Origin of the sequence: Halomonas sp. PA16-9 (genome assembly GCF_009728585.1) — a bacterium.
In the GTDB taxonomy this organism is placed as follows: domain Bacteria; phylum Pseudomonadota; class Gammaproteobacteria; order Pseudomonadales; family Halomonadaceae; genus Vreelandella; species Vreelandella titanicae.
Window position 1 is genome coordinate 2597678 of record NZ_CP040451.1, and the last position, 19119, is coordinate 2616796.

The window sequence follows — 19119 nt, forward strand, 5'->3', positions numbered from 1 at the left end:
TTAATGCTGTTTGTTCCCGGTCGCCATGGCAAGGTCATGCGGTTAGCTTTTCCGATCATGTTGGGCATGCTCTCCCAGAGCATGCTTAACTTGATCGATGCCGTACTGGTAGGGCATTTAGGCGAGGTAGCGCTTGCGGGTGTTGGCGTGGGCGGTTACGCCATGTTTATGCTCAGTGCTCTTGTATTTGGCCTCTCCTCCAGCGTGCAGTCACAAACCGCCCAGCGCGAGGGGGCTGCCCACGCGGATATTGCCCATCCGCTTAACTCGGGGCTGGTGATTGGACTTGTGGTTGGCCTGCCGCTATCCGTCTGGGCTTGGTGGCAAGCACCGCTGCTGATTGGCTTGATTAGCCAAGCCGATGATGTGCAAAGCGTCGCCGTTGACTATTTTCGTTGGCGTGTGGTGTCACTAATGGCCATTGCGCTAACGCTCTGCTTTCGTGGCTACTGGAACGGTCGCCAGCAAACACATCTCTACTTGCGTATCATCGTGGCGGTTCACTTGATTAATGTGGCGGCCAGTGCGGGGTTGATCTATGGATTCGCCGGGCTACCCAAAATGGGTGCGAGCGGTGCGGGTGCTGGCACAACGCTATCGCTGTTTATTGGCTTGATTGTTTGGTGCTGGGTGAGCATAAAAAGCCCATTTGTCCAGCATTTTTTGACACGCATGCCTTGCTTAGCCACCCTGCGTACGACCTTGGTACTTGCCGCTCCTCACTCTTTGCAGCAGTTTTTATTTGCAGCGGGTTATGCGGTACTCATTTGGTTACTTAGCCAGCTAGGCACGGCCAGTGTCGCGGTTGGCCATGTATTGATTAATCTTTCACTGCTGTTAATTTTGCCGGGGGTGGGGATTGGCGTTGCGGCGATGAGCTTAGTAGGTGAGGCATTAGGCCGCGATGCTCAGCACGAAGCCCACCGCTGGGGTCTGGATGCGCTGCGGGTCGCATGGTTACTGCTACTTGTGCTGGCGCTGCCGATGTTAGTGATACCTGAACAGGTACTTGGGATATTTTTCAGCAGTAGCGAGCTAGTAGCGCTGGGTAAACTCCCATTGCAGATAACCGGCGTGATGATTGTGCTGGATGCCGCAGCTTTAGTGCTCGCCCAGGCCTTAATGGGCGCGGGCGCTCAACGCACGGTGATGATGTTGACCCTGGGGATGCAGTGGCTACTTTTTTTACCCCTGGCCTGGTGGGTCGGGATTGGTTTAGACCAGGGCTTATTAGGTATCTGGCTTATGCAACTGCTCTACCGGTTGATAAACTCAGCCGGCTTTTTATGGGTATGGCAACGACGCCGCTGGCTGGCCCCTGCTTTCTAACCGTCTGCCTGACCCGTAATTGGTGTTCTAAATAGCTTTTAGAGATAAAAAGATAATTATATATTCTTTTGAAGAATATGACGCCCGCGTTAAGGTGACGCTACATTAACGTCCGTCTCAACGTGACCATTTCGCTTTTTAGCAGGATCGTGCCACATGTACCGTTATGATATTCACGACCAAACCCTGGTTGACGAGCGTGTCGCTCAGTTCCGCGACCAAATGGAACGCTACCGCGCCGGGCGTTTGGGAGAAGAGGAGTTTCGCCCTTTACGGTTGCAGAACGGCCTCTATATTCAACGCCATGCGCCTATGCTGCGTATTGCGATTCCTTACGGCATGCTGGCGGGTAGCCAACTGCGTGCCCTGGCTGAGATCACCCGCCGCTATGACCGCGGCTACGGCCACTTTACCACCCGGCAAAATTTGCAGCTTAACTGGCCTGCCCTTGAAGACGTGCCGGATATTTTGGCAGATCTCGCCAAAGTCCAAATGCACGCGATTCAAACCAGTGGTAACTGCATTCGTAACACCACCACGACCAGTTTGCCGGCATCGCCAACGATGAAGTGGAAGATCCACGTCCCTGGTGCGAATTAATCCGCCAGTGGTCGACTCTGCACCCGGAATTCGCCTATCTGCCGCGTAAGTTTAAAATCGCGGTCAGCGGTGCGGCCCAAGACCGTGCGGCGATTCAAGTGCACGATATTGGCCTGCGCCTATGGCACAACGACGACGGCGAGCTGCGTGTTAAAGTGCTAGCCGGCGGCGGCCTTGGCCGTACTCCTATGATTGCAGACGTGGTACGTGAAGATCTGCCCTGGCAGCATCTGCTCACCTACCTGGAAGCCTGTGTACGGGTTTACAACCAGTTTGGTCGCCGGGATAACAAGTTCAAGGCGCGGATTAAAATCCTGGTTAAAGCCCTGGGCATTGAGGAGTTCCGTCGTCGGGTCGAAGAAGAGTGGGCGCATTTGAAAGACGGCCCGCAAACGCTTAACCAAGCAGCCGTCGACGCAGCCAAAGTTCACTTCCCCGAGCCTGATCGTCGCCCGGTTGCAGAGAGCGCTAACGAAGATTTTGACCGTTTGCGTGCCGAAAATCGCAGCTTCGCGCGCTTTGTCACCAACAACGTGACCGACCACAAAGTGCCCGGCTATAAGGCCGTAACGCTGTCACTGAAACGCCGCGAGCACGCGCCTGGGGATGTTACAGCTGACCAAATGGAAGCCGTCGCAGATTTAGCCGATCGCTACAGCTTTGGTGAAGTGCGTGTTACCCACGAACAGAACCTGGTGCTTTCTGACGTACCGGTCGATGAACTGGAAGCGCTGTGGGAAGAGCTTGAAGCGTTGGGTATGGCGAACCCCACCGTGGGCACGCTCAACGACATTATCTGCTGCCCTGGAGGCGACTACTGCAGCTTGGCTAATGCGGTCTCCATTCCCATTGCCCAGGCGCTGCAGGAACGTTTTGAAGACCTCGACTTCTTGTATGACCTTGGCCCGCTGGATCTGAATATCTCCGGCTGCATGAATGCTTGTGGCCACCACCATGTGGGTCATATCGGCATCCTGGGCGTGGATAAAAAAGGCGAAGAGTTCTATCAGATATCGATTGGCGGCAACTCCACCGACGATGCCTCGCTTGGTAAGATTTTAGGCCCATCCTTTTTCCGCTCAGACGTGCCGGATGTGGTTGAAAAAGTATTGGAAGTCTATGTGTCGCAGCGCCATGAGGACGAACGCTTCTTGGATACTTACCGCCGTATTGGCCTAAAACCCTTTAAGGAGCGTGTCTATGCCTAATAAAACAGCTGAGACGCAAGCTGAAGCGGTTGAACAGACACCGGTTCATGTCGATCACTTGATTTTCAATGGCGAGCTTGCGGCGGAAAACGCTTGGTGTGTTTCCTACGATGCAGACACCCTGCCCGAACAGCGCCCAGCGTTTGTGCCGCTGGCGTTGTGGCAGGCCAATCAGGAAGACGCTGAGCTGGCACCACTACTCACCAGCGATACCGAGCTGACGGCCGAATTAGGCAAACAGCTTGGTAATGCCGTAGCCATCGCTATTGACTTCCCTGCCTTCACCGATGGCCGTGGCTACAGCATCGCCCGCCTGCTGCGCGAGCGCTACGGCTATAGCGGCGAAGTGCGCGCGGTGGGTGATGTCCTGGTCGATCAGCTGGAGTATATGCGCCGTTGTGGTTTTACTGCCATGGCGCTGCGCGATGACCAGCATCCCGAGGATGCCCTGCGCGCGCTAAGTTTTATCAGCGTTCGCTACCAACCCGATGTTGAAGAGCGACAGGCGCTGTTTGAGCGCCGTTTAGCCGATAATAAGTAGACGCAGAGCGTGAATGTTATAAACCCAAAAGGGCAGCTTCGGCTGCCCTTTTTATTTGTGACTGGCTCTATTATTAAACCGTCACCCCCGCCGTTTCTGCTGGCGCTCACGGTTATTGGCTTTGGCGCGATCGCTTTTACGTAGCATTACCCAGGTCGCGCCCAACCCACCTTCCGAAGGCTGTGCGGAGACGTACGCCTGCACTTCCTCAAACTGGCATAGCCACTTGGCCAGGTATGAACGCAGTACGTTGGCGGGGCTATCAATCTCTCGCCCGCGGCCATGCACGATCATAACGGAGCGTAAATCGTGGGCGTAGGCTTCTTGAATAAGGGAAACAGCATACGGCGACACTCTGTTAATGGGCGCCGAAGCAAGTGGAGCTGCGACTGAACGCTATAGCCCCCGTGCTTTAATTTATCGACTACACCCTGCTGAATGCCCTCGCGGCGATACTCCATGGGATCAAAGGGGGGCAGCAGATCGACAAAGTCGTCGGACAGAAAGTTGCGTGCCCCCATCTCTTCCTCTGCCCACTCCCGCCGAGCCAACTGGGATTCTGAGGGGCTTTTGCGATTAGCGCCTGGGTCAGCACGATTTCTCGGTGGCAAAGGTTTCACATCACCTACGAGAGCACGAAAATCCAGATCATCACGAAGCGGCTGATTCATTGCAGGCTCCTACGGCAGGTTCTAATGAGTACCTATTTTACATGCAGGCTTTACCAACATAGCCTAGCAAACCTGGGTAGTTTGCTTAAGCAGATTCATACAGTCGATAACATAGAACTTGTCATCCTCTGCCTGTAGCGACAAGCTAAACGTCCGTTTTTTTTATCGCCCCATTCATATTCTCATCCTACATTGCGAGGCGCCCTGGTGTGATTAAAATGGTTTGGCTAAAACGCCTTTTGATTTTAAGCGGTGTGGGGCTCCTTAGCTTAGCCGGGTGGCTCTGGTTAACCATGCTGAGCCCGTGGTTTTATGACCGACCTGACGACCTTCCTACTATCGAACAGCGCACCCATCAGGTCTTTGTGTATGGCACGCTACGCTATGCCCCCGTTCGCTTAGTGGTCATGGGAAGTTTTGGTGCACCTAAAGATGCGGTTTTAGAGGGTTATCAACGTAACGGCCTTGACCTTTCACCCCAGCCAGGGAGCAACGTTGAGGGGCTACTGTTACGAGTAGATGCCGACGAGCTGTCTCGTCTTGATCGCTACGAACGACTGGGGATTCGTTACGAGCGCAGGACAATAACCCTCGACGATGGTACCCGGGCCTGGGTCTACCTGCGTTTACCTGAGCAACAAAATACGTTTGTACAGCACGCGGACTTCCCGTTCGCTCTGATACCATAGACACCATGCTGTGCCCTATTTTGCAAAACCCTCATGCAAAGCCCTATTGCCAGGACAGCTTTTATGAACCCATTCAGGAATAGTGATGAGTGAAATGACACCGTACGTTTTGGTTCTGTACTACTCGCGCACTGGCGCGACCGCCACCATGGCACAGCAAATTGCGGCTGGTGTAGAAAGCGTGCCGGGTATTCAAGCGCGTTTACGCACAGTGGCGCCGGTTTCAACGACCTGTGAAGCCGTTGAGCCAGAAATACCTGCAGAGGGCGCTGTTTACGTTGAGCTAGACGACCTGCGCAACTGCAGTGCGTTAGCACTGGGTAGCCCCACCCGGTTTGGCAACATGGCCGCTCCGCTTAAGTATTTTATCGACTCCACCAGCAGTCTGTGGATGAACGGTGCCTTGATCGACAAACCTGCCAGTGCCTTCACTTCGACTTCCAGCCTGCACGGTGGGCAAGAGAGCACCCTGCTCACAATGCTGGTGCCGCTACTGCATCATGGCATGGTCTACGCAGGGGTTCCTTACAGCGAAACCACCTTGCTGGAAACGCGTACTGGTGGCACGCCCTATGGTGCAAGCCACTTAGCAGGAACGCGCAGTGACCGCTCTGTTGATGAGCACGAACGCGCGCTGTGTGTTGCCCAGGGCAAACGACTGGCACGACTCGCTCTAGCGCTGCACGCCATGCGTCAGGAGGCATTATGAGGCAGTGGCTGGAGGATGTAGAAGCACGCCATGGGCTTGATAAACTGACCCTTCGAAGCCGACAGGTGGTATTAGCCAGCTTTGCCATACTGCTGCTACTGGTTGTTTACCGTGGACTTGTACTTCAAGGCGACGAATTTAATTGGCGCCCTGTGGTCGCGTTCGTGCTTCCCCTGGTGCTGTTTTTACCCTCCATCATTGGTAAACGCGCACGCGGGCACGCATGGCTCGCTTTTGTCAGCCTGCTTTACTTCACCCAAGGCGTGATGTTAATAACCCTGCCTGGGCAAGGTCTGCGCGGAATCCTAGAGGCGGTTGTCGCGCTGGTGCTTTTTGCTGGCTGCATGGGCTATGCACGCTTTCGCAGTCGACAGTTGCGTCAACAGAAAACGAGGCAATAAAAACAAGTGCTTTAAAACCACAGCCATAGGACGACGCCAGCAGCAATAAAAACTGCCGATGGCACGTAAACGCAGCGTGGCAGCATTATACGGTTCGTTACGCGCATCGACTGGCTGCTGGCGAAAGCGCTTGGTACCTACCAGCATTGCTGCTACTAGCGGTTCACCTAGCAGCCGATGTGCGATCAAGCCAGCCAGGTGCAGACCGATTAGAATGATGAGTAGATCACTATTGAGTTGATGCAGGGTTCTAAGCTGGCCACCTACCCCATCGCCAAATACGCCATAGAGCGGCGCCTGAAAAAAGATATCGTCACTTAAAAACAGGCCGCTCACTGCTTGGAAACTAAGCGAAAGCAGCATCAGCAGTACCATCCACCCGCCTAGCGGATTATGGCTGGCATAAGCGCCGGGCCGACGCTTTAGCAGCAATTGGGAATAAGCAACTGTTTCAACGGGTGGATATAAAAACGTTTTAAATCTCGCATACACGCTCCCCAGTAGGCCCCACAGCCATCGGAAAACGAGTAATCCGATTATGAGGTAGCCCGCTTGGGCATGCACTTCAATTGGAAATAGGAAAGGCGCTCCGCTAGTCTTGGTGTATAAAATGAAATCAACACCGCCGCCACTAACCCCCAGTGAAACAGGCGAAGCCAGCCATCCCATACCTCAATCGCTACCTTGTCGCGCATAACATGTCCTCTCTCAGCAGTGATGAGCCCCAGTGGTGAGATAGCTTCGCATTAATTGAGTCTTTCTCATAGAATGCGAGACAGTTAGCCGCAATCGTCAGTCGTAACGGTTAGTCGCAACACCGCCGAAAATATAAGCAGTGAGTCAACGCATTAAACATCCATTGATGTCGGTCACTTGAGCTTTAAAGACAGACCGGCGAACATGGATGAAACTCCAGGGAGAAGTATTCGATGACACGTAACATAGCCGATATCAGGCGTGATTATGAAGGCGGCAGGCTTGATGAGTCCCAGACACCCGACGATCCATTCGTGCTATTCGATGAGTGGTTTAGCCTTGCCCTGGAAAAAGAGGGCAAAGATGGCAACGCCATGACACTAGCCACGTAGATAGCCAAGGCCGCCCTCACGCTCGGGTGGTCCTGTTAAAGGGATTTGATGAGCGCGGCATGGTTTTTACACCAATTACCATAGTCATAAGGGGAGCGAGCTGAGCAATGTGCCCTTCGCGGCCATGACCTTCTGGTGGCCTTCGCTTTCACGACAGGTACGTATTGAAGGGCCTGTTGAGCAGGTTTCAGCCGATGAGTCTGATGAGTACTTTGCCAGCCGACCACGGGGTAGCCAATTGGGCGCATGGATTGCGACTCAAAGTGTGGTGATTCCCGACCGCAACTGGATCGAAGAGCGCCAAAAGCGCTTTGAGCAAGCCTATGATGGCCAGGATATTCCCCGCCCGATCCACTGGGGTGGCTATCGTGTCACGCCGGAAATGATCGAGTTTTGGCAGGGTCAGCCTAGCCGCCTCCATGACCGCCTACGCTTTGAGCGTCGTGACGGCGGTGAATGGGGCCGTTTCCGCATGGCGCCATAACGTCAGCAATAAGTTCACAATTTAGGCCTGTGTTTTATACGCAGGTCTTATAGTTTTTAGAGCTTTTCAAATGCCTAATCCGGTAGGCTCTCAAGGCGGTGCCGCTGCCATTCACTTTCGGGCTCGTTGAGACGCAGCACAGCATCAATCACCTGCTCCTCCATGTTGTAGCGGCATTTAAAGCCTAAGTGTTTCATTAGCGCCCGCATTGGATGGTTATCGACCATAATTTTGCCGACCATTTCCAGAGTGCCGATGTTCGTGCAGTAATCGATCATCTTCTTCATTAGCAGGCTGCCAATGCCCAGCCCTTGAAGGTCATCGCGAATAATGACCGAAAACTCGGTACGAATATTGTCCGGATCGTTCCATACCCGCACCACCCCTAGCATCTCTTTACTGCCATCATCGCCTAAATATTCTGCGATAAAGGCCATCTGACGATCGTAATTGATATGTGACAGGATCGATAAGTCACGCTGGGTTAGGTTGGACTTGTTATGGAAATAGCGAAAACGAATACTCTCTTCGAGAGCTGGCGATGGAAGGTGGTAATTAAGTGGCATCTTCGGCACGAATGGGCCTCACCTCGACCTGCCAGCCGTTTTTCAACGTCACCCATTCACGTAGTTCTTCGGGGTACGGCATAATCGCAAAGCGCGATGGCGTACCGAGATCCATGGCAAAATCGACGGCGACCATACCGTCACGATTCAGCAGCAGTGGATTCACCTCTAAACCCCGCAGGTCGCTCAGATCGGAGGCCATTTGCGATAACTTGACCAGCATTTGGCATAAGTGCTGAATGTCACGCTCTGGGTCGGCGGAGTGTTCCCGAATTAATGAGGCGGCGTGGGTTCTTCCTACCACATCGGCGGCCAGGCTCATGTTGAGCGGCGGCAACGCCACCTGGCGGTCAGCCAGCACGTTGACCTTATAGCCGCCGATGCCAAAGACGATAAGTGGGCCGAAGACAGGGTCACGGGTAATACCGGCACAAATCTGCATTGAGTGCTTGCCACGCTGCATGGGCTGCAAACAGTACTCGCGGATCGCGTACTCGGGAAATTTCTCAGCGACCTTCTCGCCTAGCTGGCGAACCCCATCCGCCACCTGTTCGGGCGTGTCCAAATCCTGTAGCAAGCCCGCTGAAATTTTATGCGGATGCTTGCGGTAGCGATAAGGGCGACAGTTGCCTTCATGAACCACTTTCAGCGCTTTGGTGCCAGGGATCTCCGCAGCGCGGGCAAGCGCTTCATCGGGGGTGGCCAAATAGACGCTGGGCGCCGTGGGAATGCCATAGGCTTCAAGCACTTGGGCCGTTTCTGAGTGGGTCAAGGTTTGCCTGCCCTGCTCTTTTGCCTGCTTAATCAGCGTACGGCACTGGGCGCGTATTTCCGGGCTAGTGGAAAACGGCAGGCTGGGCGGGATCTCCTGCAGCAGCGCTTGAACGCGCTGATAAATCACCATATGCATAAACGCCTTAACGGCTTTTTCAGGTGAAATATAGGTTGGAATCCCGGCTAAATTGCAGATATGGCGAGCATTGAGCGCTTCTTTTAAGCCCATCCAGCTGGTGAGCAGGTTGCGGCGGAACTTCTTGCGGTTATCGATCAGCGCCTGGGCAGTGACCAGCGATGGCGCCATCCGGGTAGGCGCGTGTACCACGAGTACTGCATCCACGTTGGCGTCAGCAGCGACAATCTCCAGCGCTTGGACAAACCGCTCGGGCGAGGCATTGCCGCCCAGATCCACCGGGTTCTCGCCCGGCTTGCTCATATCGACCTCGCTACGGTGCAGCGCTGCCTGGGTTTCGTCGCTAAATTCAGCCAATTTACCGCCCGCGCTAATCAGCTTATCGATCGCCAGCATGGCGGGCCCTAAACCGTTAGAGACAATGGCCAGACGATCGCCCTTCAGGGGTTTCATGCGCGACAGGGTTTCCAGCGCATCAAGCAGCTCATCGGAATCATTTACCCGCACCACCCCTGCCGAGCAAAAGCGGCATCAAACACCACGTCACGGTTAGCAATCCCAGGCGTGGGTGACATGCCGGATATATCCGATTCTGGGGTGCGGCCGCTTTTTATTGCCAGTACCAGACGATTACGTGATGCATCACGCACGGCGGTCATAAAGTGCTGGGCGTCGCTGATTCGCTCAAGGTGCAGCATAATGGCCTGAGCGGGCGAGAATTGATTAACGTAATCGATCAGGTCTGGCAATAGCACATCGACACTGTCGCCAACGGTTATCAAGTGCGAAAAGCCCACATCACGCCCGGCGGCCCAATCAATCATCGCATTGGCCAGCATGCCGGACTGGCCCAGGTAAGCGACGCGGCCCGCTTTCACCGGCTGACTGGCGTAAGAGGCGTTAAGCTTTTTGCCCGGTACAATTAGCCCCATGCACTCGGGCCGAGTACACGAATACCCGAGACGCGTGCCGCACTCAACATTCGTTCGCGAATGGAACCCTGATTGCCTTTATCTCGATCCAGGTAAGCCCCGCCCGAGAGCACCAGGGCCGCTTTGACACCGTATTGCCCAAGCTTTTTAATCAGGCTAGGCACACCTTCAATCGGCGAGCAGACCACGGCTAAGTCGGGCACTTCGGGTAGCTCGCTTACGCGGCTGACGCACGGCACACCGAAGACTTGGGAGTAGCCTTTTAGATTGACTGCCCAGAGCGGCCCTTTAAAGCCACCCTCCTGAATATTTCTCAGCACTAGACCGCCCAACGACGCGGGTTTTTCAGAGGCGCCAAACACCGCTAGTGTGCGAGGTTCGAAAAAATGGTGTAAAAAGCGCGTACTCAAAATGCGTCTCCCCTGACATGAATCGCGGCTGTACGACTTATTGACACTGTCGCCCAGGCCCTGAAGGCGATTAAGGTGGCATCAATGATAATGGAGCGTTGGAATGATTACCGCCTACCTTACCCACCCAGACTGCTCATTGCACCACATGGGGCCGGAGCATCCTGAAAGCCCTCAGCGTCTGGAGGCTATTCGCGCTCGCCTATCGCTTGTTGGGTTATTACAGCAAACCATGCAGGCCGATGCCAAGGCAGCCTGCGAGGAGTCTCTTGCCAGAGTACACCCCTTGCGCCATTTGCGCTCCTAGAGAAGTGCTTGCCCACCGAAGGCATCGTTACGCTAGATAGCGATACCATGATGAATCCTGACAGCTTACAAGCCGCACGGGTTGCAGCGGGAGCGGTTATTCGTGGGGTAGATCAGGTATTAAGCGTCAGGCGGATAACGTCTTTTGTGCGGTTAGACCACCAGGCCACCATGCGGAAGCCAGCGACGCGATGGGATTCTGTTTTTACAATAATATCGCCGTGGGGGCGGCCCATGCGCGAGCCAAATATGGTGCCAAGCGTATCGCTATACTGGATTTGATGTTCACCAGTGCAATGGCACCATCGATATCTTTAAAAATGATCCTGAGATACTGATCTGCACCAGCTTCCAGTATCCGTTTTACCCCTGGCGTTATTTGCGCAGCGAGTGGCAAAACGTTGTGAATACCCCGCTTGAAGTGGGCACCGATGGCCCAGAGTTCCGGCGCATCATCGAAAACCACTGGCTACCTGCCCTGCACGCCTTTAAACCTGACTTGGTGATGCTCTCCGCGGGTTTCGACGCTCACCGTGATGACCCCATGGGGGATATCTGTTTAGAGGATGAAGACTTCTACTGGATTACCCATCTAGCCATGGAGATCGCCACCCTGTATGCCGATAATCGCATTGTATCGGTGCTTGAAGGCGGCTATAACCCGAAGTCGCTGGCAAGTGGCGTTGAGGCACATCTAAAAGCGCTGTTGGGGCTGCCGTTTGCTGAAGTGCCCTAAGCAAGCGTCAGCGCTCTTGCTTCTGCCAGCCGTTCTTAGCCGCTTCTTTGCTGTGATATGATGTTCGTTTACGCGCGCCTATAGACACGCACCGTTAGACAACGCAGCCAATGTGACGACCTATGACCGCTACGACTGAAGAGCATGCCGCGCTGCGTATTGCATCGGGAAGCAAACCCTTTGTTGAGCCGTTGCGTTTAGGCGAGCGGCTCAAACAAATTCGTCTCGCTAATCAGTGGACGTTGGAAGAGGTTAGCCAGCGCACTGGGCTGGCCCGCTCAACGCTGTCTAAAATTGAGAACGATCAAGTCTCCCCACCTTTAGCGTGGTGCAAAAACTCACTACCGGGCTCAACATCGACTTGCCTCAATTGCTCACGCCCCCCAAGCGGGAACGTTATACCATGGGGCGGCGCGATCTAACTCGTAAAGGCAAAGGGCAACTGCACCCCGCCCACGTACGAGCACGAATTATTGGGCCATCAACTCGCCCAAAAACGTATGATTCCCTTCAAAACCATCGTACGTGCACGCAGCTTTGACGAGTATCACCAGTGGGTACGCCATGATGGCGAAGAGTTTTGATGGTGCTGCATGGCGATATTATGCTCTACACCGAATTTTACGCCCATTAGTGCTAGCTGAGGGCGACAGCATCTATTTTGATAGTGATATGGGTCATGCACTGGTATCCACTAGTCCAGACGATGCCGTTGTTTTGTCGGTCTGTACGCGCGTGATGTGGCCTAAGCTATTCGAGAACCAGCGAGCCATTTACACGGGTTATAGGCAGTTGGTAGGCTTCGGCAAACCGGCCAAGCGGGCAATTCGCTTTGCCGGGCTGCCGGGGAAAAGCTGCATTAGGTAAATAGAACGCCCTTTCTCTTCACCCAGTGCGTTTTTGGTTGCTTTCACAAGCGGTCGCATCGCCGGAGCCATTTCGTAACGCTGATAAAATGCTCGCACGACTTTGATAACTTCCCAGTGTTCAGCGGTAAGTGTTAAACCCTCTTCTTCAGCCATTAAATGAGCGACAGATTCGTCCCACTCTGACTGGTTAACGAGATATCCTTCTGGGTCTAGTGGATATTTTTTTTGCGAATCAAGATAACGGTATATTTTCGTGTCAGACATTAGTACCAGGTAACTGTCTTTTCATACTGCTCGGTGAGCGCCACAAAGCCATCCATCTCTAGTGTGGGCAGCTCATTATCCGTGGCAATGCTGGCAAACCCGCGGATAAGGTCTTCCGATAGAAGGAATATGCGCGACTGACACTGCTGCCATGCCTGCCAGGAGGGATCAAGGGCAGCTGTTACCGCTTCTTCGATCAGCAGCACGGCATCCTGCCCCCCTATCGCTTGCTGCATTTGAGTAGCGACAATACTATCAGGCGCTTTGGTGAGGATGTGTAAGATCATAATTCTCTCACTAGGCCTAAAAGTTAAGTATCTGGGTGTGCTGCTGTAACAGCCCTGGTATTTCCTGATCCGCTATCAGGGTGATGCCCTCTACCAGTGCATCGGCGGATAGATGCATCCCTTGCAGCGCTTCTTCGGTCACCCAAAGCTTGTCAATATCATACATTTCCAACATATCAATGGTGGGCAGCGTGGCTTTTTGCCCCGGCGCACCACTGCCCTGTTCTTTCAGCAGTGCCATTGTACCCTGCCCCATAAACAGCAAATTCACGGGTTGTCCAAAGGCCGCCGCCACCAGTGCGGCATCTAACCCTTCACGTAACCAGTTTGAGCTGTGGGGCGCGTGGCGAATTATCACTAATAGCGCATCAGGTGTCGCCATTGGCTCTCCTTCAAGCAAAGGTAATCAGGCGATCAGCGCGTTGCTGTAGCTCAAGCAGTTGCCCTAGCCCTGTCAACTCGAAAGGAGGTGCTACATTAAAGGCCTGCTTGCCATGTCGCTGTGCTTCCGATTCACTCATCAATCCTCGCCGCAACGCAGCGGCAATACAGACATCTAACTGAATCGCATGCTGCTGATGCAGCTCAATCCAGGCTTCTCTGAGGTTGAGTTCATCCTGGGGAGGAGCCATCAGCGATGATGCATTATGAACGCCGTCGTGATAGAAAAAAACACCGGCAATCTGATGCCCTCGCGCTAGAACGGCATGGGCAAAACGCAATGCAGAGTGCGGTGCTGGGCTGCTATACGGCGCGCCCATCACCAATAAGCCGTACTGCATCATAATAATACCTGGTAACGGTTACCCTAAAAAAAGACAGGCCCTAGCAATAGGGCCTGTCATATCGTCTATCGGTTGCTTAGATCAATCGCTGCTCATAATACCCAAAATCGACAACAGGCTAACAAACAGGTTGTAGATGGATACGTAGAGCGTCACCGTAGCGAGAATGTAGTTCGTTTCACCAGCGCGATGAATAATCTCACTGGTTTGATACAGAATGGCTGCTGAAGCAAACAGCACAAAGCCAGCTGACACCATCAATGAAAGCGCCGGGATGTTAAAGAAGAACCCAGCCACCATGGCCAGAATCAACACGATGGCGCCCGCCATCAAGAAGTTGCTCAAAAAGCTAAAGTCTTTCTTGGTGGTTAGCGCTACCGCGGAAAGACCAACAAACGTCAGACCGGTCATGGCCAACGCGTTCATAATCAACGCACCGCCATTAGGCAGAGTCAGATAGGCAGAAAGAATCGGCCCAAGCGTGAACCCCATAAAGCCGGTAAAGGCGAACGTTGCCAATAAGCCGGCCGCAGAATTTGCGGTTTTATGTACCAGGAACATTAAGCCGTAGGCACCAATGAAGAACACGAAGATGTTCATCTGTTGGATGCCGAGGGCTACAGCAGCACCCGCGGTGACTGCTGAGAACAGCAGCGTCATTGCCAGCAGTGCGTAGGTGTTACGCAATACCTTGTTAGTGCTAACACTATTGGCAACGCCACTCGACTGAGGACGTGCCGTACGTAAATCGTTGTAAGCCATGTGTTCATGCTCCCTAATGGTATTTCCAACAACTGACAAGCATGCCGTTACCGAGTTCCAGACGCAAGCCTTTGTCTGTATCGAGAACTCCCCTTCACCAATGGTTATTCAACGTTAAAACCGCTTTGTAAGCATTGTCTATGCTTGTTAAGCACTTCGTTTGGACACCAAAAGATGAAAAAAATTCTACTTATTGATCGTTCAAACCGCCCCTTTGGCGACGCCCAGCGCCGCCAAAGGGTTGCTAGCAAGGCTAGGTTATACTTCACCGGCTTCAAAAACCGGATCGAGGATAACCACTGCTTAGCTTTGCACCTCTTCTTCGTCTTCTTTTTCATCTTTATGTGGTGTAACGGAGGTTACCGCCGTTTGACGCGCATCTTGAGGAGAATTATAGATACGAGCATCAATCACGTGCAGTACCGCCAATTGCGCAAACAATACCGCAAAACAGACGATCAAACCTTTTAACATGGCGGCATATCCAGAGATGGTGGGACTAACATCCGCATATTAGCCGATCACTAGCCAAACACAATCTATTTTGTACGCCTGAAAATCCTCTGTTTGAAAGCGTTGAATAGCGCGCAAAGCAGCTGTTCAGAACACGCCGCGGCTACTCCTTAACGGATACTTTGCGCAGATCCTCAACCATTACCCCCTCGGGTAAATCTGATTCCTCCGCGGGCAGCCATACGGGAGAGAGAGCGCTATCTTCCCGGCCATCTTCATACTGATGACCGGGAATGCGGTAAACGATCTGACTGTGGTGGTGATCCCATGCAAATACACGATCCATATGCTTATCCTAAAAAATAAAACTTCAGCTATGACATTCAGGTTAAGCACGATGTTCCCCCGCATGACATCGACATATGCAACGCCTATAAGGTTAAATGTCGAATGGATTATTTGCTGACAAGGAGTCATCAATGAAAGCACTCATCGCCCTTTGCCAGGTTACCTTTATACTTGCAGGCTGCAGTTCAGGCCCCACTTCATCAAGAACCGCAGACTGTCGCCAACTGGCAGAGAAGGCTGGCGACACCATGGTCTACGGTGACGGCATACGCGGCACCCAAGTGAATAAGGCAGGATTTTAATACCACATTGTTTTCACGTTGATTTTGCTGGATTAATGGCAGGTGATGGCTTGAAAGAACCTCATGGCGGTAAAGACCCACAAGAGGCCCTGCGTGCCAGGCTAAAGAAAAGCTTACAAGAACGCAGGGCCTCGGCCCATCGCCGTAGAATCGGCGCCCGAGCGACTCGTCAACAGTTTTTAGAGGCGACTCGCAACGTTGGGGTTATTGTGGTCGCTACCTGCTTCACTGCTGGCTGGGTAGTCACTAACCCCAGCCTGAATACCGATAACGTTTGGCTCGGTGTGGGGCTAGGTATAATCTTGATCTTTGTAGGGTCTTTCGGCTATGGTTACGTTGAGCGTGATAAAACCTCAGATGAGGATGATAAGCCATGAATGAACTTATCCTTGCTGGCATGTTGATGAGCCTAGTGGTCGTGTCAGGTGGCATGGTATGGAGCCAGCACCGAGAACACCACGGTAAAAAATCGCTAACCGATAGCGCATTTTCCTGGATTGCCAAACACTTTGCTTAATAAATCCAGTTAGCAAATATGAAAGGGTCGCGAATAGCGGCCCTTTTGTTTATTACGAGTACGCTAGCAGGCGCGTATTGTTTCGCTTCAACAGCTCATTTTTATTTTAAAGGTGATGATAGGGCCAGCGACAGCGAAGGAACCGGGTCACTCTTTTATCATCACTCAATTCCCATGCCGAAAACTGGGCTGACACACCATCACCGTAAGAGACCACCATGCCTGTTATTCAGCGACTGCTCCGCGTTCTTAAAGCCTCTACGCTACAAATTTCGTGGACATTTTTGCTTCTTATTGTGCTCGCCCATATGGGCACCACCTGGATGCTTTTCTCACTGGTCGGCGAATCGGTGGCCGACTCCGCTACCAACTGGGTTTATTTTTATGTCGTTGTTTCTAGCACCGTAGGTTTCGGCGATTTCAGCCCAACAACCGTGGCCGGGAAGTGGATCGCTACGATCTATCTCATTCCAGGCGGCATTTCACTGTTCGCTGCCTTGATCGGTAAAGCCACCGTCACACTTTCAAATTTTTGGAGATTACAAATGCAAGGTAAAGGCGATTTCAGCCACTTGTCCGGTCACACCCTTGTCATTGGCTGGCACGGCGAAACTACCGAGCGCATTTTGGACATTCTTAAAGCCGATAAGGGCCTGCCGGATGAAGTCGTGCTCTGCGTTACCAAAGAGATGAGCAACCCACGCCCTGCGGATTTAAAGTTTATTAAAGGAGAAAGTTTCTCCAATGCCGAGCTTCTCAAGCGAGCGGGTGTCGAAAGCGCCAGCCGCATCATCATTTACGACACCAGCGATGACCGAGTTGCCACCGTCGCGCTAAGTGCCTACAGCCTTAAAGCAAAAAACGCCCATATCGTTGCCCACTGCGCCAATCCCGACACCGCAGCGATGTTACGGCGCACTTTGCCCGGCATCGAATGCACCCAGGCCTTAGCGTTGGAAATGCTGGTACGCTCAGCCTCTGATGCGGGAATTTCACGGGTCGTCAACGAACTACTCGCGGTTGATCGTGGCGCTACCCAATACCAAACCAGGTTAAGCCAACCGCCTGCCGGCGCCACCTTTGGCGATCTATTTATGCAAGCGAAAAAGGTTTATAACGCCACCGTACTGGGGCTAGCTAATAGCAGTGACGACGGCGAAGGTAATATGCTCAATCCCGTCAACGACCACCCACTCAAAGATGGTGACATACTCTACTACATGGCTGATAGGCGGCTTTCTCAGCAGCAACTGAGCGAACTCCTCAGCGTGGAAATTTGCTTATGATAGTTCTGATCCACCGCTTACCTACTCATCCGGCGCTAACTCCTCACGTCTGGGCGGGCGCCCCACCTGCACTTCGCTAAGATCTTCTTGGGACAGGCCGCGGTATAACGCAAACATCATTGCAAACACCAAAATGAACATCGGTAGGCCAACAACGGTAATCACCTCCTGCAAAGCAGTAAGCCCGGCCTCGCCCGCAAGCACAATCAGCATCGCTGCCAGCATACCCTCCGAAACACCCAGAAAACACGCTGATGCCATGGGCCGGGATCCGCACTGCCGGTACACAGCATATCGACAACCAGGGACGCAGAGTCTGATGACGTGGCAAAGAAGATTGCAACGATCACAACGGCCAAGCCCTGGATTAACGTAGCGGCCGGGAAGCTCTCGAAGAATGCGAACATAGCGAGAGGGATACTTTCACCTACGGCGGCAGACAAGATACCGGCCTGCTCTCCCAGTGCTTCTCGAGCATCGGGCCCAATCCCGTCGATCTCCATTGCCGACCAACCAAAGATTGCAAACCAGACGAGTGTGAAGATAGAGGGGGCAAAAAGCACACCAAGGACGAACTCGCGGATAGTGCGCCCGCGTGAAATTCGCGCCACAAAGATCCCGATGAAAGGCGACCACGTCACTGTCCAGGCCCAATAGAATACCGTCCAGCTACCCTGCCACCCCCAGGCGCCGCCATCCCTGGAATAGCTTGCCAACGTGTCATTCCAGAAAGCCATGGGCAGCAGGTTCGTTATGTAGAGGCCAAAGGTTTCGACCACCGCGCGCAAAAGGAAAACGGTCGACCCGGTAAAGAGCACAAACAACAACAGGCCGACGGCCATGGCGATATTGATATTAGAAAGCCGTTTCACGCCTGAATCCAGCCCCGCCACAATCGATCCCACAGCGACAGCCGTCAGTATGGCAATGATGAACACCTTGGTGATGACAGCGTCTGGAATACCAAACAACTCCGTTAGGCCCGCATTGATCTGTTGGGTACCCAGGCCGATAGAGACTGCCACGCCAAACAGGGTGCCAAGTATCGCGAAGACATCCAGAGATTTGCCGAGAGGGCCATAAATGCGTTCGCCTAACAGCGGATAGAATACTGAACTAAAACGCATCGGCAGGTTATAACGGTAAATAAAGTAAGCAAAAGCCAGACCGGGCATAGCGAAAATCGCCCAGGTATGTAGCCCCAGATGGTAGATCGAAAAACTCATGGCATCGTCGGCGGCTTCCACAGAGAAAGGCACAACATCCGGCCTGGGTGGATTAGAAAAGTGGGAAATGGGTTCAGCCACGCCCAGAACATCAGCACCGTTCCGATGCCACCTGCGAACAGCATGGTGAACCAGGAGATATTATTGTAGGCAGGTTTTGCATCATTGCCCCCCAAGCGGATCGCCCCGAACCGGCTAAGCGCCACCCACAGCAGAAACGCTACCCAACTCGTCACCCCTAAAATAAAAAAACCAGCCAAGATTGGTAACAATCCATTCCCGCCCGGCGCCAAAGGCTGCCCCGATGGGGCCCGGCGCAATCAGTAGCACCACAAGAAAAAGGATCATGATCCCTGCGGACGTGAAAAAAATGATGGGATCCGTCTTGAGGCCCAGTTTTCTCGCTAGTGCATCCATTATTATTCCTCCCGTGTCTTTCC

19 protein-coding genes and 7 pseudogenes are annotated in these 19119 nt (G+C 53.2%); 13 read left to right on the plus strand and 13 right to left on the minus strand.

Annotation, left to right across the window (positions count from 1 at the left end; genetic code table 11):
• The first annotated feature begins 3 nt into the window (after positions 1-3).
• The 3 genes and pseudogenes from FDY98_RS11985 to FDY98_RS11995 all read left to right on the plus strand — a co-directional run bounded on the left by FDY98_RS11985 (position 4) and on the right by FDY98_RS11995 (position 3678).
• Positions 4-1329, plus strand: coding sequence for an MATE family efflux transporter (locus FDY98_RS11985; protein ID WP_027959434.1), 1326 nt, complete (start codon positions 4-6; stop codon positions 1327-1329).
• 156 nt (positions 1330-1485) lie between these two features.
• Positions 1486-3137: pseudogene (locus FDY98_RS11990) on the plus strand (nitrite/sulfite reductase).
• Positions 3130-3678: a DUF934 domain-containing protein gene (locus FDY98_RS11995; RefSeq protein ID WP_022523459.1), complete on the plus strand. Its 549-nt coding sequence runs from the start codon at positions 3130-3132 to the stop codon at positions 3676-3678. Before FDY98_RS11990 ends, FDY98_RS11995 begins: the two are co-directional and overlap by 8 nt.
• 81 nt (positions 3679-3759) lie before the next feature.
• Here the strand turns inward: FDY98_RS11995 and smrA are convergent.
• Positions 3760-4349: pseudogene (gene smrA / locus FDY98_RS12000) on the minus strand (DNA endonuclease SmrA).
• A gap of 218 nt (positions 4350-4567) precedes the next feature.
• Between smrA and FDY98_RS12005 the strand changes: the two are divergent.
• The 3 genes from FDY98_RS12005 (at position 4568) to FDY98_RS12015 (ending at position 6148) form a co-directional block, all read left to right on the plus strand.
• On the plus strand, positions 4568-5038 hold the full coding sequence (locus FDY98_RS12005) for a gamma-glutamylcyclotransferase family protein (RefSeq protein WP_035537470.1): 471 nt from the start codon (positions 4568-4570) through the stop codon (positions 5036-5038).
• An 85-nt stretch (positions 5039-5123) separates the two neighbouring features.
• Positions 5124-5747 carry an NAD(P)H:quinone oxidoreductase gene (wrbA, locus tag FDY98_RS12010; RefSeq protein ID WP_027959437.1) on the plus strand — a complete coding sequence of 208 codons (624 nt, stop codon included), beginning with the start codon at positions 5124-5126 and terminating at the stop codon, positions 5745-5747.
• Entirely contained in the window at positions 5744-6148 is a 405-nt protein-coding gene (locus FDY98_RS12015) for a DUF2069 domain-containing protein (RefSeq protein WP_027959438.1), read from the plus strand. The genes wrbA and FDY98_RS12015 overlap by 4 nt, the downstream gene beginning before the upstream one ends.
• On the opposite strand, the gene FDY98_RS12020 is transcribed toward FDY98_RS12015, so the two are convergent.
• Both FDY98_RS12020 and FDY98_RS27915 read right to left on the minus strand, forming a co-directional pair.
• Positions 6053-6712 carry a cytochrome b/b6 domain-containing protein gene (locus FDY98_RS12020; RefSeq protein ID WP_340146885.1) on the minus strand — a complete coding sequence of 220 codons (660 nt, stop codon included), beginning with the start codon at positions 6710-6712 and terminating at the stop codon, positions 6053-6055. The two genes, FDY98_RS12015 and FDY98_RS12020, sit on opposite strands and share 96 nt — an antisense overlap.
• Positions 6685-6843, minus strand: coding sequence for a hypothetical protein (locus FDY98_RS27915; RefSeq protein WP_340146901.1), 159 nt, complete (start codon positions 6841-6843; stop codon positions 6685-6687). Before FDY98_RS27915 ends, FDY98_RS12020 begins: the two co-directional genes overlap by 28 nt.
• A 234-nt stretch (positions 6844-7077) precedes the next feature.
• Here FDY98_RS27915 and pdxH point away from each other — a divergent pair.
• A pseudogene (gene pdxH / locus FDY98_RS12025) lies at positions 7078-7720 on the plus strand (pyridoxamine 5'-phosphate oxidase).
• Between the two features lie 74 nt (positions 7721-7794).
• On the opposite strand, the pseudogene FDY98_RS12030 reads toward pdxH, so the two are convergent.
• Positions 7795-10538: pseudogene (locus FDY98_RS12030) on the minus strand (bifunctional acetate--CoA ligase family protein/GNAT family N-acetyltransferase).
• Between the two features lie 103 nt (positions 10539-10641).
• Here FDY98_RS12030 and FDY98_RS12035 point away from each other — a divergent pair.
• Both FDY98_RS12035 and FDY98_RS12040 read left to right on the plus strand, forming a co-directional pair.
• Positions 10642-11580: pseudogene (locus FDY98_RS12035) on the plus strand (histone deacetylase family protein).
• Between the two features lie 122 nt (positions 11581-11702).
• Positions 11703-12315: pseudogene (locus FDY98_RS12040) on the plus strand (helix-turn-helix domain-containing protein); the annotation flags it as partial.
• A gap of 47 nt (positions 12316-12362) precedes the next feature.
• On the opposite strand, the gene FDY98_RS12045 reads toward FDY98_RS12040, so the two are convergent.
• The 7 genes from FDY98_RS12045 to FDY98_RS12070 all read right to left on the minus strand — a co-directional run bounded on the left by FDY98_RS12045 (position 12363) and on the right by FDY98_RS12070 (position 15346).
• The gene (locus FDY98_RS12045; RefSeq protein WP_022523451.1) at positions 12363-12713 is read right to left on the minus strand and encodes a TusE/DsrC/DsvC family sulfur relay protein; all 351 of its coding nucleotides are present in this window, start codon (positions 12711-12713) and stop codon (positions 12363-12365) included.
• Positions 12713-13000: a DsrH/TusB family sulfur relay protein gene (locus FDY98_RS12050; RefSeq protein ID WP_155705846.1), complete on the minus strand. Its 288-nt coding sequence runs from the start codon at positions 12998-13000 to the stop codon at positions 12713-12715. Before FDY98_RS12050 ends, FDY98_RS12045 begins: the two co-directional genes overlap by 1 nt.
• A 16-nt stretch (positions 13001-13016) precedes the next feature.
• Positions 13017-13382: a sulfurtransferase complex subunit TusC gene (gene tusC / locus FDY98_RS12055; protein WP_027959442.1), complete on the minus strand. Its 366-nt coding sequence runs from the start codon at positions 13380-13382 to the stop codon at positions 13017-13019.
• Between the two features lie 10 nt (positions 13383-13392).
• Positions 13393-13782: a sulfurtransferase complex subunit TusD gene (tusD, locus tag FDY98_RS12060; protein WP_027959443.1), complete on the minus strand. Its 390-nt coding sequence runs from the start codon at positions 13780-13782 to the stop codon at positions 13393-13395.
• Positions 13783-13866: 84 nt separating this feature from the next.
• Entirely contained in the window at positions 13867-14547 is a 681-nt protein-coding gene (locus FDY98_RS12065; protein ID WP_027959444.1) for a Bax inhibitor-1/YccA family protein, read from the minus strand.
• A 303-nt stretch (positions 14548-14850) separates the two neighbouring features.
• Positions 14851-15021: a hypothetical protein gene (locus FDY98_RS26225; RefSeq protein ID WP_022523446.1), complete on the minus strand. Its 171-nt coding sequence runs from the start codon at positions 15019-15021 to the stop codon at positions 14851-14853.
• Positions 15022-15163: 142 nt separating this feature from the next.
• Positions 15164-15346, minus strand: a complete 183-nt coding sequence (locus FDY98_RS12070) for a hypothetical protein (RefSeq protein ID WP_027959445.1) — start codon at positions 15344-15346, stop codon at positions 15164-15166.
• A 133-nt stretch (positions 15347-15479) separates the two neighbouring features.
• Between FDY98_RS12070 and FDY98_RS12075 the strand changes: the two genes are divergently transcribed.
• The 4 genes from FDY98_RS12075 (at position 15480) to FDY98_RS12090 (ending at position 17453) form a co-directional block, all read left to right on the plus strand.
• Complete coding sequence (locus tag FDY98_RS12075) at positions 15480-15650, plus strand: hypothetical protein (RefSeq protein WP_155705848.1); 171 nt, start codon at positions 15480-15482, stop codon at positions 15648-15650.
• A gap of 50 nt (positions 15651-15700) precedes the next feature.
• Positions 15701-16027 (plus strand): hypothetical protein, encoded by a 327-nt coding sequence (locus FDY98_RS12080; protein ID WP_155705850.1) that lies wholly within the window; start codon positions 15701-15703, stop codon positions 16025-16027.
• Positions 16024-16167 (plus strand): hypothetical protein, encoded by a 144-nt coding sequence (locus FDY98_RS12085; protein WP_155705851.1) that lies wholly within the window; start codon positions 16024-16026, stop codon positions 16165-16167. The genes FDY98_RS12080 and FDY98_RS12085 overlap by 4 nt, the downstream gene beginning before the upstream one ends.
• Positions 16168-16385: 218 nt before the next feature.
• The gene (locus tag FDY98_RS12090; RefSeq protein WP_027959447.1) at positions 16386-17453 is read left to right on the plus strand and encodes an ion channel; all 1068 of its coding nucleotides are present in this window, start codon (positions 16386-16388) and stop codon (positions 17451-17453) included.
• A gap of 21 nt (positions 17454-17474) precedes the next feature.
• Here FDY98_RS12090 and FDY98_RS12095 read toward each other — a convergent pair.
• Together FDY98_RS12095 and FDY98_RS27930 are read right to left on the minus strand one after the other, a co-directional pair.
• A pseudogene (locus tag FDY98_RS12095) lies at positions 17475-18915 on the minus strand (BCCT family transporter).
• A complete protein-coding gene (locus tag FDY98_RS27930; RefSeq protein ID WP_340146902.1) occupies positions 18875-19096 on the minus strand; it encodes a hypothetical protein in 222 nt (73 codons plus the stop codon). The pseudogene FDY98_RS12095 and the gene FDY98_RS27930 overlap by 41 nt, the downstream one beginning before the upstream one ends.
• Between the last annotated feature and the right edge of the window lie 23 nt (positions 19097-19119).